This window comes from Xylanibacter rodentium (genome assembly GCF_013166575.1).
In the GTDB taxonomy this organism is placed as follows: Bacteria; Bacteroidota; Bacteroidia; order Bacteroidales; family Bacteroidaceae; genus Prevotella; species Prevotella rodentium.
On sequence record NZ_JABKKE010000006.1, the window covers coordinates 1 to 17,535 of the forward strand.

Annotated in this window: 15 protein-coding genes; 2 read left to right on the forward strand and 13 right to left on the reverse strand. The window is 49.4% G+C overall.

Features of this window, described 5'->3' with window-relative positions; genetic code table 11:
• Window positions 1–150: 150 nt before the first annotated feature.
• The 13 genes from HPS55_RS04680 to HPS55_RS04740 form a co-directional block, all read right to left on the reverse strand.
• Entirely contained in the window at window positions 151–741 is a 591-nt protein-coding gene (locus HPS55_RS04680; protein ID WP_172324726.1) for a T6SS immunity protein Tdi1 domain-containing protein, read from the reverse strand.
• A gap of 81 nt (window positions 742–822) precedes the next feature.
• A complete protein-coding gene (locus tag HPS55_RS04685) occupies window positions 823–1,239 on the reverse strand; it encodes a hypothetical protein (protein ID WP_009291867.1) in 417 nt (138 codons plus the stop codon).
• 80 nt (window positions 1,240–1,319) lie between these two features.
• Complete coding sequence (locus HPS55_RS04690) at window positions 1,320–1,658, reverse strand: hypothetical protein (RefSeq protein ID WP_149968744.1); 339 nt, start codon at window positions 1,656–1,658, stop codon at window positions 1,320–1,322.
• Between the two features lie 106 nt (window positions 1,659–1,764).
• Entirely contained in the window at window positions 1,765–2,358 is a 594-nt protein-coding gene (locus HPS55_RS04695) for a hypothetical protein (RefSeq protein WP_154956076.1), read from the reverse strand.
• Window positions 2,359–2,909: 551 nt separating this feature from the next.
• Window positions 2,910–3,590: a BatD family protein gene (locus HPS55_RS04700; protein WP_239653897.1), complete on the reverse strand. Its 681-nt coding sequence runs from the start codon at window positions 3,588–3,590 to the stop codon at window positions 2,910–2,912.
• 141 nt (window positions 3,591–3,731) lie between these two features.
• A complete protein-coding gene (locus HPS55_RS04705; RefSeq protein WP_172324728.1) occupies window positions 3,732–4,838 on the reverse strand; it encodes a tyrosine-type recombinase/integrase in 1,107 nt (368 codons plus the stop codon).
• Between the two features lie 126 nt (window positions 4,839–4,964).
• Entirely contained in the window at window positions 4,965–5,576 is a 612-nt protein-coding gene (locus HPS55_RS04710; RefSeq protein ID WP_065540271.1) for a TetR/AcrR family transcriptional regulator, read from the reverse strand.
• A 147-nt stretch (window positions 5,577–5,723) separates the two neighbouring features.
• The gene (locus tag HPS55_RS04715; protein ID WP_172324730.1) at window positions 5,724–11,534 is read right to left on the reverse strand and encodes an N-6 DNA methylase; all 5,811 of its coding nucleotides are present in this window, start codon (window positions 11,532–11,534) and stop codon (window positions 5,724–5,726) included.
• The gene (locus HPS55_RS04720) at window positions 11,524–11,976 is read right to left on the reverse strand and encodes a DUF1896 domain-containing protein (protein WP_172324732.1); all 453 of its coding nucleotides are present in this window, start codon (window positions 11,974–11,976) and stop codon (window positions 11,524–11,526) included. Before HPS55_RS04720 ends, HPS55_RS04715 begins: the two co-directional genes overlap by 11 nt.
• A 167-nt stretch (window positions 11,977–12,143) precedes the next feature.
• A complete protein-coding gene (locus tag HPS55_RS04725) occupies window positions 12,144–14,234 on the reverse strand; it encodes a type IA DNA topoisomerase (protein ID WP_172178371.1) in 2,091 nt (696 codons plus the stop codon).
• A gap of 62 nt (window positions 14,235–14,296) precedes the next feature.
• Complete coding sequence (locus HPS55_RS04730) at window positions 14,297–15,898, reverse strand: DUF3945 domain-containing protein (protein ID WP_172178373.1); 1,602 nt, start codon at window positions 15,896–15,898, stop codon at window positions 14,297–14,299.
• Between the two features lie 20 nt (window positions 15,899–15,918).
• Window positions 15,919–16,269, reverse strand: a complete 351-nt coding sequence (locus HPS55_RS04735; RefSeq protein WP_172178375.1) for a helix-turn-helix domain-containing protein — start codon at window positions 16,267–16,269, stop codon at window positions 15,919–15,921.
• Between the two features lie 3 nt (window positions 16,270–16,272).
• Window positions 16,273–16,629, reverse strand: a complete 357-nt coding sequence (locus tag HPS55_RS04740) for a helix-turn-helix domain-containing protein (RefSeq protein ID WP_172178377.1) — start codon at window positions 16,627–16,629, stop codon at window positions 16,273–16,275.
• A 204-nt stretch (window positions 16,630–16,833) separates the two neighbouring features.
• Here HPS55_RS04740 and HPS55_RS04745 point away from each other — a divergent pair, with 204 nt between their 5' ends.
• Both HPS55_RS04745 and HPS55_RS04750 read left to right on the forward strand, forming a co-directional pair.
• Window positions 16,834–17,133, forward strand: a complete 300-nt coding sequence (locus tag HPS55_RS04745) for a helix-turn-helix domain-containing protein (RefSeq protein WP_458695155.1) — start codon at window positions 16,834–16,836, stop codon at window positions 17,131–17,133.
• Between the two features lie 30 nt (window positions 17,134–17,163).
• Window positions 17,164–17,469, forward strand: a complete 306-nt coding sequence (locus HPS55_RS04750; protein WP_172178379.1) for a helix-turn-helix domain-containing protein — start codon at window positions 17,164–17,166, stop codon at window positions 17,467–17,469.
• The last annotated feature ends 66 nt before the right edge of the window (window positions 17,470–17,535 follow it).

The following is a 17,535-nucleotide window of genomic DNA, read 5'->3' on the forward strand; positions in this document are numbered from 1 at the left end:
CTATCAATTCAGGAAAATAGTCTTTGTGTATAATAAATGGTTTCAGATAATCCGGTATATATTCCATATATTTCTGTATTAAGTTGTCTGTAATGGTTAGCAGGGAACGGCTTGTCCGTTATCCTGCGTTGTTATCAACCTGTTCTAACCTCAAAGTTTATCAGACCGCTTAAATCTGCCGATTGTTTGCGTGCTAATATCAATGTATGAAAGTGTCTTGACTATCTCAATATTTTCAAGGTTCTCACTTCCACCCATTGCCAGTAGTGGGGAATACCCGAAACACTCGTCAAAGTCCGGTGTTCCGAGTTTCTCTTGTATTGTAAGATAATTTTCCAAATCAAACCAACCTTTCAAGGTGCTTTTATTGAAAATTATTTTATTCAGCAGTAATACAAGATTATCAGGGAGTATTAAATACGTTCCGTATCTGACATTCAAATAAACGATGTAGTTATTCAATTTCGGATTCTTTACATAAGCAAAGACATCACCGAAAGCCGTACACATGAACGGCAGAAACGATTTATCATACTCCATGACATAACAAGAGTTTAGCACATCTTGGTAATCAGACGGATTAATGATTTTAAGCATCCCGTCACAATAATTGCCGAACCCGACTTCCTGCCATAAAGTAGTCAGTTCGGGATAAGACAAATCGGCATATTTAGCAATAAAGGTATCATCTACTGCTTGTCTGATACTATTGAGGTTCTTTTCTAAAAATTTCTCGTACATATTTGTGCGCTTTATGGTTGATAATGGTTAGCAGGGAACGGCTTGCCCGTTATCCTGCGTTGTTAGCATCATATTTAACTATCAGCAGAAAGCGACATCTCCAGTTCCCACTTCGATAATATCATATTTGCCATTATCGACCTTTATCTTAATACCACAACCATGTTCAACGTCAAATTCAACTCTGAACTCTACTCCAAACAGTTCATCTTCATTTTGTTCAAACAAGACGAAAATGTTTATCAATTCTATATCTTGTACGTGTGCATCAATCTTGTAAGTATCTTTAGCCCATGCTATAATAGAATTACAAGCTCTACTATACCATTGTGGCATATTGTTTACAAAAGAAGCTATCTTTCCTTTATAATCTTCTGTCAGTTCTTCTTCTGATGCAGATAAACTATCTGATAAAGTGATACAAACCTCATCATCCAAGTCTTTCAAGAACACATACATTTCGAGGTCTTCATTAAAAATTATTTCTGTCGCTTTCATATCTTATTACTTTTTAGTTTGTTGATGCTAATGGCTGGACGGGGAACGGCGTTAGTCCGTTATCCCGGCTTGTTATGAACTTACTTTACCTCTTGTGCCTTTTTATAATTTGCATAGCGAGCATTTAGAGTGTCCCGCCATTCTTGGCTTGGGCAAGAGTTTATTAACTGAATATACTTATTCTCATCGTCAACACAAACAGACTCCACAAGTTTTAATAAACTCCATTGCAAATCATAAAAAGCATTCTCAGGAAAGATTTGTATCAACACCATAGCTTCATCAAATGATATGGGAAGTTGTATTTGTTCTAATAAGGCATCATAAGTATTTACTAATTCATCAATACTCTCTGTATCATTGATGCTTTCATTAGGCATACGACCCAAATCTTTCAACTGTAAAATTTCATTTCTCATATAGTGTACTCTAATTGTTCATAATGGCTTGGCGGGGAACGGCGTTAGTCCGTTATCCCGGCTTGTTACCAATATTTTTTTAAGTATTAGCCAAAGATTTCTATTCCTAATTATTAAGAGCAATCTCTTTACCAACAAATATGGCATCACCACATTTCATATAGAAACCATTTTGACCGTTGTATTTCCTAAGAGCATAGGGATATGCAACAATTCCTTTTTGTGGCTTTATACTAATTTCACAACATCCATGTGATGTTTGGTAAAGCAAAAAAACTTTTTCCCCATGCCTTTTTAAAATGTCATATACCTTATTCTTCCATTCTTTTTCATCCTTATCTTCAATGTTATATGAATCAGCAATACGACCATTTCTTAAAAAATGGGAATCATTAACATCCGGCTTAGAGCGTAAGAACTGCATTTGCTCCCTTGCAATACTACCAAAATGGTAATATTCGCCATATTTTTTGTATCTCGTTTTTAATTCTTCCATTGTCATCAAATCAAAATTTACGATAGAGAAGAAAGAACTTGATGAATTTACAACAGACGTATATAGTCTTTTGCTAATGTCAGCTTCCAAAGAAGGAGAAATATCTAAAAAGAATATATTAGGATTGTACCCTCGTAATTCATCACAAAATTGCTGCTCATCATTTTGAGTCATAAATAACTGAAAATCTCTACTTTTCTCCATTGTATTTAATTTTGATGATGATAAAATCTTTGGCTTACCTTATCGCACTGTTATTGGTAATGTATTTATAAGATCACCTGTTGGTGTTGTTTGTTTTGGTAAACGACACCCAGCAGGTGTGTTTCCTAATCTCTATTAGCAACAATCAAATCATTATCGTTATTATGGACATTTAAAGTAAAAAAGATATTCCTATAATGATTAAAGCAATAGATGCAAATATGTATCTATATCTTTTTGTAGAAAACATTGCACCTATACAGGAGATAGATACAGCAAATTGCATACATTTCAAACTTAACTCTGTAGTCTTAAATATACACATAGACAAAAAAGATAATGCCAAAACAAATATTATAGCATTCAATATATATTTCAGTTTCATATTACTTTGATTTACATTGACCTTATTATCAGTAGCATATAAATTGCTCATCCTATCCCAATAACCAATCCTATACAAGAGAACAAGGTGAATCTCTTTTCCTTGTATTTCAGCACATAGACCAGCCCGATAATAGCACATAAAGGAATAATAGCTGCACCTTTTGTTAATGCCTCTTTTTGCACTTTCGTGGTCGGAGTTTATATGCTTTCCCTCCAAAGGTCAGTTTCTCGCAAGCTACTTTATAGCCTTCGCTGTTAAAATAATACCGGTAAACATATTCTTCCTTGCCTTCTGAACCTGAATAGGATGTGCTGCTTGGACGGGTTGTTTCCCCGTTAATTGACAACAACGGAGGATTCTGATCGGGACGAGTATTGCAGGTAAGGGTGGCACAGTATCTCACGTAATCTCCGACCAGTTGCTCCACATTCAAACTGCATTTCAATCTTTTTCTGTCCACTCCGGCAGAATTTACATGCACACGACATTCAGGAGTGGTATAGGTACGGTTCCCTACCGTTACAGATGCGGCAGGGAGCTGAATCTCGCCGCTTTTCCTGAACCGCACAAGATAGCTGAAACAGGTTTCATCACTCTTGCTTCCCACTCCGTTCACAAGTGTGTAACTGCTACATTTATGTTGTTTCGGACCACTCACCACTTCAATGTTGTCATTGAATACCGGATAAGAAGCCGTGTCGAACTGGGAATTGACCAAAGCATACGTCAGTTCCACCACTTGTCCCGCACGGATTTCCCGTATTGTGTCTGCCTTTATGTGGAAATACACGGAGTCTGCGGTAGTCGAGGCGTACACTCGAACTCCCGAAAAAAATACATACATCCATATACAACAGATTTGTATGTTCCTGATTGACTTTCTTGTTATGTATCTGACCTCTTTTTTCATTTATTGATGTATCATATCAAACATTGCCGTAATCTATTCTTTCTTGCTCTCACTATAATAATGACGGAACAACATTCATGAATCGTCCAATGAATCAAGCGGATTCGGTATGCTCGACTTGTGGGCACTTGTAACATGAAGGTAGATGCTCGTAGTCTTGATGTCGTTGTGTCCCAACAACTCCTGTATGGTTCTCAGGTCCGTTCCCTGCTCCAGCAGGTGAGTGGCAAAGGAGTGGCGGAGCATGTGTACGTGTACCCGGTGCTTGATGCCTGCACGATCGGCGGCTTCCTTCAACACTTTCACCAATGCACTTGCCGAATATTGCTCTCCGGGTGTTTCGCCCTCGAACAGCCATTTTTGCGGGCGATATTCCTTGAAATATTCCCGAAGTTCGCACAATACCTTCTCCGACAGCAGCGAGTAGCGGCATTTTTTGCCCTTGCCCATAATGCGAATCAGCATACGTTCGCTCATAATATCCTGCGGAGTGAGGTTAAGCAACTCGCTCCTTCTCAATCCTGCGGAATAAATCAACGAAATCATACAGCGATGCTTGCGGTTTGCAAGGCATGAAAGAATGCGCCGCACCTCGTTGCGGCTCAACACTTCGGGCAGGCTCTTGTACTCTTTGGCACGGGTGATACCGCCGTAGTATTGCCGTTTGCCGCCACGCACCTGCTCATAGTAGAACTTGATGGCGTTGATGCGCATATTCTGTTGCGACACCGAGATTTTCTTCTCGTTCACAAGGTAGAGTATGTAGCGGTTGATGTCGGCAACCTTCAGACGGTCGATGTTACGCCCCTTGTGATATTCCATGAAGTCGCTGAAATAAGCCTTGTAGGTCTTGACGGTCGAAGGGCTGTAACGCTTCTGTTCCAGCAGTTCAAGATAGCCTTTCGGCAGCACATATTCCCGTTTTGGCTTGGGATGGCGTACATATACACGGCTGTAGTCAATATAGGCGTGCGGAGAATAGCGGTCATAGAAGGCGGGAAGGCGGAAAACGGTGGCTGGAATGTAGCCGGAGCCGTCCACGACCGCAGCCACGTCGGTGTCCTGTGTCAGCAGCAGGGTTATGGCTTGGCTGTCCGCGTAGTCCACCCGGATGCACTCCTCACCGTTGTACCTGTCTTTATGCAGGACGATGCTGCCACGTTGTTTTAGTATCTTATCCATAATTTCCCGGCTATAGATTCCATGACCCCAAAATTAGCGAAATAATCCGAAAAACAAACCGATTGGTTTGTTTTTAACACAAAAAAAAAGCGGCTGAAAACACAAAACCGCTCGAATTTTAACATTTCAGGCTTTTAACAGCGAATAGACGAAGCGCAGTTCCCTTGCAAGCCGTTGTATGTCAAGCCCCCTCAAAAAAGACTGCTCAAAAGACAGACCGAAAAACACCTGCCGGAACAGCATGGCTGTGTCCTCGATGTCCACATCCTGCCGTATCTCCCCTGTGTCCTTTGCCGACTGTATGGCGGCTCTCCAAAACTCGTAGTCCTGCCGGAACATGCCTGCTATCTTTTCCTCCACATCCGGATAATAAAGCCGTACCTGCATCATAAGATGGTAATAATAGAAATTGAAGCTGCATCCTGCCGGATTGTTGCCGTCATCAAGAAGCGATATGAGTTTCCGCATGGTCTGTTCCACACCTTTTATATATTGTTCGATAAATTCCGACAGGGTGGCAGCCTTGAACCGGAACTTGTTTGCCACCGACTGCATCCCGAACACGTATTTATCTATAACCGCCACGAAAAGGTCCAGCTTTATCGGATAATAGTACACCAGCCCGGCTTTCGTCAGCCCGCAGGCTTTTCCGATCTCTACCTGACTTGCCTTCTCATAATTCATCTTGGCGAAAACGCGCAGTGCGTTTTCAAGCACTTCTTCACGGTTGGTTATCATGATAAAATTAAATTGATTGATATTTATCTTCCAAAGATAGGACATTATCTTGAGATACAGGTAAGAAACGCTGAAGAATCTTCCATATTCAGATAGATAGACCGACCGCGTCTGCATAACAGTGCGGTCGGTCTGTAATGGCATGGGTCATATCTTTATCCCTTTCGGGCGGTTTTCATTCTTTAACTGAAAACCCGGACGTCCGATGATGACACGGTCGGCAATGAAGTTGCCTGACGGACTGCGTATCTGCGGGGATTCCCCGGTGTGCTGTGGCGGCACGTTCCGTACACCTTCCGAAACCGGCTTGACCTCCTGCCCGTCGTTCTCCTTTTCGGCGACTTCCGGCGCGGGCGGTGCAAGCTCCAACTGAATCTTTCGGTCAAGCGCGGCAAGTTCGGACTTCAGCTGTTTCAGCTCGTCCTCTTTCTTCCACACCTTGCCCGCTATCTCCTGCAACTGCGGAATCTCCTTTTCCAGCACCTCGTTCTTTGCCTTGTACTGGTCGATGGTGGAGGGTATCTTCTCCAGCGCGTTCAGGAAGTTGCGTGCAGCGGCTACCGGGTCAGCCATCGCCAGATGCCCGTTGTTGTAGGTGTACTTGTAGTTGCCCTCCACCACAAAGCGGTTGTCGGTAAACTCCAATCCTTCTTTGAGCATCCTTTCGCTGACCACCTTTATCGGGAATCCGTACAGCTCCCCGACAGCCTTGTACAGTCCGCCCGTCGTGGCATTCTTGGCTATCTCCTGCAAACGCTTTCCGAGAACCTTCTCGTCCATTGAATCCACGCCGTCCAGCTTGACAAGATTAAGGCGGCTACCTTCCTTATCTGTCTGCACAACGGAAAGAAAACGGTTCCAGTCTTCCGTCATGGCTTCGATGACCGCCGTGTTGTTGCGCAGTTCTCCTGTTTTGGATTCCAGCTTGAACTCCGAATCGCGCTTGCCCTTGTTGAACGACTTGCGTTCCCCTTCGAGCGAGGCGATACGCTTCTCTAATTTCGCCTTGTCGAGCAGGTCAGTATTGCCGGAGAGCAACGCCATATACTCCGAGAAGTTCATACCCGATTTTTCGTCCATCGCCCCCTCATCAATGGTACGTGCGCCCATAGCCCCACTTTTGAGCTGCGATATGAATGTCTGTTTACAGTGCAGCAGGTTGAACTTGTAGCTGTCCAGCGACTTCTCCACGGCATAGATGATGACATCCACGTTGTTCCCGGCAAAATGCTTGGCAATCTCGTTTCCGGCTCTAACTCCCCGTCCGTCACGCTGTTGCAGGTCGGATGGTCGCCACGGCGTATCAAGATGATGGATAGCCACGCACCGTTTCTGCGCGTTTACGCCCGTTCCGAGCATGGAGGTGGAACCGAACAGCACGCGCACCCTCCCGACGTTCATGGCATCTATCACCGCCTTGCGTGCCTTATCGGTCTTGCACTCCTGAATGAAGCGTACCTCGCTTGCCGGTATGCCGTAGTCCTCCGTCAGTTTCCGCTTTATCTCGCTGTACACGTTCCACCCGTCGCCCGGCTGGTATGTCCCCAAATCCGAGAAGACGAACTGTGTTCCCTTGTGCGCGTCGTATTTATGGTAATACTCCGCTATCATCTTGGCGCAGTGGCTCGCCTTGTTGTCGGGATGGTCTTCGTAATTGGGGTCTATCATACGCATATCCAAAGCCATCTTCCGCGCATAGTCGGTAGCGATAAGCATCTTTGCCTTCTCCTCCGTTTCAGACAGCGGCAACCTGCCCAACAGCGTGGCGTCGCCCGTCTTCGCAAATTCCATCAGCTGTTTGATGAAATACTCTTGGTCGGGTGTGGGCGGTATGTGGTGCAGTATCTCGTTCTTGTGCGGACGATCCACACCCACGTCCTCCGCCGTGCGGTAGTCGGTGATTTCGTTGTAAAAGGCGGCAAGCTCCGGCACTTTGATGAAGTAGCGGAAACGCTCCTTTTGAACCACGTTGTTCGTTACATTGAACTCAAAGTCGGTCGTCTTCTTTGCAAAAATCGCCGCCCATGCGTCGAAGCACCGAATATCCTGCCGTTCCAGTTCCTTCGGACGCAGGTACTTGAAGAGCAGGTACAATTCCGTCAGGCTGTTGGAAATGGTTGTGCCGGACAGGAACGTAGCCCCCAAGTCCTTGCCCGTACGCTCCTGTATGGTGCGTATGGCAAAAAGCATATTCAGGGCTTTCTGGCTTCCTTCCGAGTTTCCCAACCCCGCCACACGGTCATGCCGGGTGTTGAAAGTCAAGTTCTTAAATTGGTGGCTCTCGTCCACGAAGATATGGTCGATGCCCATCTGCTTGAAGTCCACCACGTCGTCCGTGCGCGATTGGATGGCGTGTTCCACCTTCTCCAGTTTCGCCACAAGGTTGTGTTTGCGTTTCTCCAATCCTTTCAGCATCGCCCGCGACACGTTCTTGCCCTGCTGCCGCAAGACTTCGAGGTTTTCCTCCACCGTGTCAAGCTCCGCTTGCAGGATGCGTTGCTGCAACTCCGGTGACTGTGGTATCTTGCCGAACTGGTCGTGTGACATGATGACGCAATCATAGTCATTGTTTTTGATGTTGTTGAAGAAACGCACACGGTTGGCGGTCGAGAAATCCTTTTCCGAAGCGTAGAGGATGCGGGCATTCGGATAGGCAGCTTGATAAGTGGCGGCAATCTCCGCGACATTGGCTTTCAGACCAATAATCATCGGCTTATGCGCCAAGTGCAGACGCTTCATTTCATGCGCTGCAATGCACATTATCAGCGTCTTACCTGTTCCAACCTCGTGGTCGCAGATCCCGCCGCCGTTCTGTTTTATCATCCAGACGCAATCCTTTTGTGACGGATAAACGCTCTGAATACCACGGCTTGCCAGCCCTTTGAGGTTGAGGTCGGGGAAGGTCTGGTGCGAGCCGTCATACTTGGGGCGCACGAAACAATTGAACTTGCGATTGTACATCGTCGTAAGCCGTTCCTTGAACTGCGGCGACTGCTCTTCGAGCCATTCGGAGAACCCGTTGCGAATCTCGTCAATCTTGGCGTTGGCAAGCTGGATACCTTCGCTGTCACGCACCTTGATATCGTTGCCATGTTCGTCCTTGCCTATGGACTTCATCATGTCCGGACAGGTGTTGTGCAAGGCGTGTTTCAACAGGTGCATACCGTCATAGTTCCGGTAATAGCCCTTCACCAGAAACTCGTCCGTGATCTTCATGGTGCGGTAGCCGCACGCCACAGAAAATTCGTCCATGCTGGCGGAATAGGCGATTTTCACGTCCGTACCGAAAAGATGGCTCATGTAGGCGGCATACACTCCCGTGGGAATCCAGCGTTCACCGAAGTTGAAGTCGAGATCTTCAAAGGCGATACGCTGCGGTTCGGCTTCTTTCAAAGCCTCCAAAGCCTGTTTCACATCCGACAATCTTTCGCTTTCCGTATTATTTTCCATCCATGCCTCTATGCGTTCCGCTTTCTCTATCACGTTCCCCGCAATGAAGCGGTCTTTAATCTCGTAACCGGTTACGAGCGGATTGTAGAAGACACGTCCTTTGAGGGCATTGAGCAGCTCCTCTTCCGTACTGTCGGTGATCTCCCGCATATAGTCGAGATTGACCGTACCGAACTTGTTGAGCGAAGCGGACAAGGCTTCTTCGGGAGAACCGACATTGGCGTGATTCTCCACCGAGAAGGAAACGGGACGTTCGAAGATGTCCGCCTTGACAAACTTGCCGTCCTCCGCACGTTCCAGCGAAAGGATGTCGCGCCCGCCGGCATCCATCATCACTAACTTCACGTTTTGTTTGGCGTTGAGGTTGCCATAACGCATGACAAACTCGTCGTAGCAGGTGTTCAACGCCTCACGTTGCGCCACCCCTTCATCGTGATACTCCGCTTCGTAGTTGTATAAACGCTCGTATGTGTCACGGAGCGACACATACAGCATAGCTTTCTCCTTCTGGTAACCGATCAGGTCAAGCGGCTGGAATGTCGCGCCGTAAGGCGTGATGTCTTTCAGGTAGCCGAGATTGCGTGAAGCGTCCAACACCATCGAGCCGTCACGATGGTGCGGCTCCAGCATACCATTAAACGGACGGGGAGAAAGGTCGAGAGGTTCTTCCTTCGGCTTTTCCGTTTCAAATTCCGGGAAAAGAGAAGTCGCCGGTTTCACACTTGCATTATTGTCTGTAACGTGATCGGGGGTGACTTCCTGCTGTGCTTCGGGCTGTTTCCTCGCTTCTTTTTCCGGTATGGCAGGAGCGGCTTTTACATCCGTGCCGTCTACCCGTTGTTTCTCCTGATGTTCCGCAGCCAGCCTTCGAAGCTCCTTTCGCCGTTCCGGTGTCAAACCCATCATCATCTCGTAAAAGCCGTTGATGGGAGGATTGGTTTCCCAGTCCAGTGTGGCATAAATATCGTCAGGGTCGCTTTGTTTAACGGTATTCTCCGGCTTTGTTTCCTTGTTCCCGTTTACAGCTTTGGCGGTTTCAACAGGAGGTACAGCCGTAACCTGCGGCTTGGGATTAGGTACAGTTCGTTTTGTCGTGTTTCCTTTCTTCGCTGTCTTTTTCTTTTTGACAGGTTCTTCTATGGGCATTCCCCAAAGGTCAAGCAGGGTGAGCTGCACGGCTGCCGAGTGATTTTGTTGGCGTGGCTCTATTTCCGGTTTTTCCTTTATTGGTTGTGTCTGCGGTTTATCCACGTGGATTTCTTCTACCCGTGCCGAAGATACCGTTTCCAGCTTTGCAGTTTGGGGTTCCACCTTTGCTTCAACGGCAAGCCGTTCCCGTGCCTGCCCGGTTACGCCAGAATACAGGCGCATGGCAAGCCTCATGTGGCAGTCCTCGTCAAGCATACGTCGCAAGTCCTCCGCGATACCTGCGGTTTTCCCCTCGTGCAGATAGACCATAGCGGGCTTGCCGTAAGGGTCGGTATCAAGTTTCGCGGTCGTATGCACGATACGTTCGGGATGGTGGATGAAATAGGCGTTGTCCGTCAGGTTTGTCTTCGTATCCGTCTGTATCACGGTCAGTAGCCGTTCATCCTGCGACATTTCCGTCTTGTGCAGGTTCTTTTGCAGAATTATTAGGTCGCTGCCCACCTCTGTCCCCGCGTTATCCGAAAACAGGTTGTTGGGCAGTCGGATTGCCGATACCAGATTCGCCTGACTGAAAAGTTCGTTGCGCACGGAGGTCTTGGCACTGTTCAGCACTCCCTGCGACGTGATGAAAGCTACGATGCCGCCGTCGCGCACCGTGTCCAGTCCTTTTAGGAAAAAATAGTTGTGGATGGCTTTCTGTGATGAGCGTCTGCCGAAAGATTCACTCCTTTGAAATTCAGCGTCAAACACGGCTATGTCACCAAACGGGATGTTGGACATCGCCAAGTCGAAATAGTTGTTGAACGGCTTTTCGATTTTCTCAAAACCGTCTATGCGCATCTTCTTGTCGGGGTGGAGCTGTCGCAGGATCGTACCCGTGAGCAGGTCTTTTTCAAACGCCATCACATCCGCGTCGGGATTGTGCCGCAGCACGGCGTCCACGAACACGCCGACACCGGCCGACGGCTCCAACACACGCGACGGGCGGACACTGTAATCCGCCAGCACATCGGCTATGGTGTCTGTTATCTCTTTCGGTGTGTAGAAGGCTGTCAGCACGGACGCTTTCAGCGAATCCACAAACCGCTTGTACTCCATGTCGTTCCGGCTGTTCTCCCGTATCAGCCTGTGCAGTTCCACGGTAGGGGCAAACAGTTCGAGGTCGGATTTCGCCCAATGGACGGCATCCGTCAGTTCCCTCGCAGGGTTCAGAATACATTTCAGGCCGCCGAAACCGCAATACTTCCGGAGTATCGCCTGTTCTTCGGCTGTCGCCGTTCTCTGTTCCCTCTCAAGGATGAATGCCGTTCGTATCGCCTCGATGTTGTCCCGCAACCTTTGTTTGCGGTTAAACGCCATATTCCTCTATGTAGAGGACGACAGCCCCCGTCAGTTCCGTGTAGAGCAGGTCATAATCGGGCGACAGGGCGAAATTGTCGTCCGAGAGGTCATAAATGGAGAATACGTTTCCGACAAGCGGCAGCAGTTTTCGGGTAAAGGGTTCACGCTCCGCTTCCGGCACTTCGTTGGCAAACTCGTTTTCCACGACTTCGCGCAGGATGGCGTACTTGGAGTAGCGAAGCCCCTCCAGCAATGTGTTCATCGCCAGTTCCTGCGCACCTGCGGCGGGATAGCCTTCGAGTATTGCCCGTTCATACGTTCCGGCGGCACGGTCGGCGCGTTCACGGATGAAGGCTTCGTCGGAAGCCTGTTCAAACCTGTTCGTGCGGAGATAGTCCAGCAGATACAGACCGTAGTAGGAAAAGTCGGTCTGCCCCTCGTTTTTCTTCTTGTTGTTCATTACTTTGGAATTTAGTGGATTGGTAAATCATGACCGGGATAATTGTCTGAAAGGAGAAAGAAAAGGCACTCGGTATCCCTCCGAGTGCCACCACTAAATCCAAAGCATGAGTGTAATCCGGTATCGAAGAACAATTCATTACTCTGAATCAGTGGCAAAGTTACTCATTATTTTCTTCTTCTCGCAGAGGTTGCCTTACTTTTCCTTTCGGGGAACACGAAAGTCGTGTTATACTCCCCGTCAAAGGCTACTATGGCATCGAAACTCTTGCCCTGCTTGCTCTTGAAGCCTTTGAGCAGCTTCGTGTGTCCGTCTGTAAGCAGGTCTTTGATTTCGTCATCGGTGAGGGTACGGTTTGCCTTCAGGCGGAACACGGGCAGCCCGCACTCCGCGTTGTCGCAGCGGACGACCTTGCCGTAGAACTGCATACTGCCCGTTCCGCACTTGGGACACTTGCAGCCGGAATCCTTGCGTGCAAACAGTTTGTCGCACGAGAGCAGTTCGGAGGTAATCTCCTTTGTGTACGCCTCTATCTCCTTGCGGAATGTGTAGGCGGGCAGTTCCCCGCACTCGATGCGTGCCAGTTCCTTCTCCCATTCGCCCGTCATGGCAACGTCGGCGATGCGCATCGTCTTCACGACCGAGTAGAGGGCAAGCCCCTTTTCGGTGGGTACAAGCGATTTCTTGCAGCGTTCCATATAACCCCGTTTGAAGAGCGTTTCGATGATGGCGGCACGGGTGGCGGGGGTGCCGATGCCGCAGTCCTTCAATGCCTGCCGCAGTGCGTCGTCCTCAATCTCCTTGCCTGCCGTTTCCATTGCGGACAGCAGGGTGGCTTCGGTATGCAGCGGCTTGGGTTTGGTCTTTCCCTCCGTGATGGAAGCGGCTTTCAGTGCCAGCGTATCGCCTTCCTGCCAGCCGGGGATGATGGTTTCCTCTTTCTCTTCCTCGACATAAACGGCACGCCACCCGGCTTGTTTGATGATGCTGCCTTTTGCCACGAACTCTACTCCGGCACACTCCGCCGTAACAGTAGCGGTGTCTTTGACGCATTTTTCAGAGAAAGCCTCAATCATGCGTCCGGCAATCATCTGATAGACGGTATTATCTTCTTTGGAGAGGAACAGTGGTTTCTCTCCCGTGACGAGTAGGGCATGGTGGTCTGTTACCTTGCCGCCGTCCACGCTGCGGCGTGTAGGCACTGCCTTCGGATTGACTTTGTCTTTCCATTCGGGCAAGTTGCCGATGAAGGCGAGCAGCTTGGGGATTTCCACGAACACGTCTTCGGGGATGTAGCGGCTTCCGGTTCTCGGATAGGTGATAAGTTTCTTCTCGTAGAGCTTCTGCGCGATTTCAAGTGTCTGCTCCGCCGTGAAGCCGTGTTTGGCGTTGGCCTCCTTCTGGAGCGTGGTCAGGTCGTACAGGAGAGGAGTGTCCTCTATCTTCTCCTTGCGCTCGGCTTTCGTGACGGTGGCTGTGCCTGCTTCCTTCACCTTATTATATAGTTCCGTCGCAGGCTCTTTTGCTTTCCATTTCTCGGAAGAGGAGAATTTCACCACTTCGCCGTTGCCATCGTCGGCGGCAATATGGAGCTGCCAGAAAGGTTCCACCGTGAAACGACGGTTCTCCCAGTAACGTGCGCATACCATTGCCAGCGTGGGTGTCTGTACCCGTCCGACGGAGTACGTGCCGTGTCCGGCGGCGATGGAGAGTGCCTGAGTGCCGTTGATACCCACGAGCCAGTCGGATTCGCTCCGCGCTTTGGCAGCAAGATAGAGGTTGTCATACTTGCTGCCCGTTTCAAGGTTGCGTAATCCCTCGCGGATAGCCTTGTCGGTAAGCGAGCTTATCCAGAGGCGCACGAAAGGAGTAGTACATCCGATATAATGGTAGAGGTATCGGAAGATAAGTTCACCTTCTCGTCCTGCATCGGTCGCCACGATGATCTGCTCGCTTTCCTTGAAAAGACGGGCGATGATTTTTATCTGCGACACCACGCCGCTGTCGGGTTTGTAGCCCTTCTCTGTCTTTTCCTGACGGGGAATGAACGTGAAGGTTCCGGGAATGACGGGCAGGTTGTCACGGACGAAACCGCGTATGCTGTATCCGTCAGGCATGGCAAGCTGGACGAGGTGTCCGAATGCCCATGTCACGGCATAGCCGCCTCCCTCGAAATATCCTTCCTCTCTTTTTGTCGCGCCCACGATGCGGGCGATTTCACGTGCCACGGATGGCTTTTCTGCAATGATTGTCTTCATGTTTTCTTGATTTTTAGTGATACTTTGGATTCTATTTTGGATTTAGTGGTGGACACGGGAGATTACATCTTCATGCCCTTGTTGTTTTTCTTCTGTGGTTTCTCCTGCTGCTGTTGCTGCTTGTCGTCCTTCGGAGCGGTCTGTCCCTTCTGCAACGGCTCTTTCAGGTTCTTGGTCGCCTCGTTGGTCTTGCCCTCGCTGTTCACCGCCACCTGTGTGCGGCTCTCGTTGGAGGGGGCTACCTTCTGTGCGTTGTCAGGATTGGTGTCGTAGCGATAAGGACGACCTTTCTCCGGGTTGAACTTGATATACATCGTGGCGTGGAAGCCCTGTTTGTCGGTCACGTTCTCTAACTTTATCGCCTTACCCGCAGCGTAGTCGGCTTTCTGTTTGTCGGTGAAGTTCACGCCGCTCCATTTGCTGATGGGGCGGATGCTGCCGTCGGAATTCGTCCACGTGTTGCGGCGTTGCTCTTTCTGTGGGGCTGCGGAATTTTCCATGCCCTGCGCCTGTTCCTGTGTGGGATTGTTCTTGGCTTCCTGCGTCTGGGCGGTACGGGGCGACCTGCCGGTTCCCGGTACGAACTCCACGCCTCGCTGCTCCACATTCACTTGCAAGGTGGTGACGAACTTCCTGCCGTCGTTGCGTTCGATGAGCTTGTCGCGCACAGGCAGCCCGGCACGCAGCATATCCTGTTCCTGCTTAGTGATTTCTGTCTTGCCGATACGTTCCGGTATGCGCACCCTGTTTGCGGGAATGTCAGTGATTTCATTCGTCTTGCGGTCTATACTGATGAACGAGGGGATGATTTCACCCGTTTCTTTGTCCACGATGTCCACGACCCTGCCGAGGTTGCCCGTTTCGCGCAGGTTCTTACGGTCTTCGTCGGAGAACTTGTGTTCCTTGTACTCGTCGAGTTTCTGCTCCTTGCGGATGAAGTGCGGCACGAGGCTGATATTGCCTTCACCGTCTTTCTTGAAGGAGAGGCGGGCATCCAGTTCAAAAGCCTCGCCGCCGAACTTGGGCGACACCTTTACCAAGTCGGACTTGCCGTAGTTGAGCATCTTGGTAAGGTCGCCGGACTTTTCAAGGTCGTCACGTTTCACGCCCCATTTCTCTTCCAGTTCCTGCCAGTTGATTTTGCTCTCGTCGATGGGCTGGTAGCCCCGTCTGCCCTGCGTCTGTTGTTGCGGGCTTCCCTGATTCTGTTCCTGTTTCTTTTCCATTTCTTCCTGTTTTTGGGTTTCTTTGGGTTGCTCTTCCTGCTTTTGTTCCGTCTTCTCCGTCTTTCCGGCAGTCTGTTCTTCCTTTACCTGCTTTTCGTAGCCGGAAGTGTCCACCTTGTGGGGCGCAAGCAGTTCCTTGTTGGCTTCGGGGTCTTTCAGCAGGTCTTTCATCACCTCCAGCAGTTTGTCGGCTTGGTCTGCCGCGACACGGTAGAAACCGAAGCGGCTGGGTTCCTTGCACTGCCGGAAGAAGTTTTTGAAGAAGTTGTCCAGCACGTCGCCGTGGCGGTCGAATTGCAGGAAACTCTGCGTGTTCTCCGCTTTCGCGGGAGTGCGCTTGGGGGAACCGTCGGCATCCAGCCCGGCTACCACGCTGATCTCGCCCGTCTTCTCGTCACGGACTATCAGCACGTCCTTTTCAGTTGTTTTCTTTGCCATTTGAAAAATGTTTTAATAGGTTATTTTTGAAAGAAATTATGGATACGAGCCTTGTAGAAGGCTATATCTTCTTTTTTGAAGTCCTTTACGTGTCCGGAAAGGAACGTCAGCACGTCCTCTTCGCTGTAATAGGTCTTTTTGCCGAGCGTCTTGTACGGCAACGCGCCGATGCTGCGGTAGCGTTGCAGGGTGCGCTTGCTTATCTGGAGCAGCATACAGAGGTCTTGGTTGTCGAACATCCTGATACGTTCCATCGGGTCCGGGGCTTTGCCGAACGGCTGCATGGACAGCAGCAGTTCATCCTGACGGTCGAGCCGTTCCATCAGTTTCTGCATCCAGTTCTCGAAATTGTTTCGGGTAAGCAGTTCCATACGTCATGTCCTCCTTCCTTTGGGTTTGCCACCCGTGCGCAGCGTGTGGTTGCGTTTCAGTTCCGTTGGTGTCGCCGCGTCTTCCACGACGGTGCAGTCCGCAAGCAGACGGTCGATTTCCGACTGACGGTAACGGCACTTGCCGCGCAGCACCACATAGCCGATGCGATGTTCGCTGCGCATACGCTGGAGGGTGCGGGTACTCACGTTCAACAGGTGCGCCGCCTCGCGGGTGGTCAGCAGCCTGTCCGCGGATTTTTCCTTCCTTTCGCCGGAAACGGCACGCACGTGTGCCGCTATCTCGGCTATCTGTTCCGTCAATGCGGTGAAGGCGGAACTTTCCATTGTTATTACTTTCATAATTCAGTCCTTTCTTTTGGTTTCTGCGGCAAAATTCGGCAATAAACAAAAGGGGCTTTAACAGCTCACTACGTGTCTCACGTAAGATTTTTATCGGAAATGGCTCCGTTACCCGGACAGACGGCGCAACATACAGCCTTTCAGCGGGAAACGATATGCGTTCATGAGGATGGCGTTACCTTTGCGGCAAACTCTAAAAATATTTTGAATATGGAAATTGTATCTATCGAGAAAAAGACCTTCGAGATGATGCTGGCGTCCTTCAACGCCCTCTCGGAGAAGGTTGCCGCCCTGAGGCACAAGAGCGACGGTGGGCGGCTGGAAAGGTGGCTCACGGGTGAGGAAGTCTGCGGGCAGTTGAGAATCAGCCCGCGCACGTTGCAGACGTTGCGCGACAGGCGGCTTATCGGCTACTCGCAGATAAACCGCAGGTTCTATTACAAGCCGGAAGAGGTCAGGAGGCTGGTTCCGCTTATCGGTACGCTCTATCCCGGCGGCAGGTAATCTTATTATTCACCCACTGAATCCGAAGTTATGATGAACGAGAACAACGATGTTTTTACACTGGAGGACGAGCCGCTTGCCACCGTGGTGCAAAATATGCGCAAAGGATCTAAATGGCTCTCCGCATTTTTGGAAAACTACCGTCCGCCGCTGGACGGGGAACGTTACCTGACTGATAGGGAGGTAGCGGAATTGCTCCGCGTGAGCCGCCGTACCTTGCAGGAATACCGCAACAACAGGGTGCTGCCCTTTATTCTTTTAGGCGGGAAGGTGCTTTACCCCGAATCGGGATTGCGTGAACTGTTGGAGGCGAATTATCGCAAGCCGCTGGAATAAAGGAAGTATGAAAACGAACAAAAAGGAAACGGACAATTCAAATTAGGCTGTCCGTTTCCTTTTTGT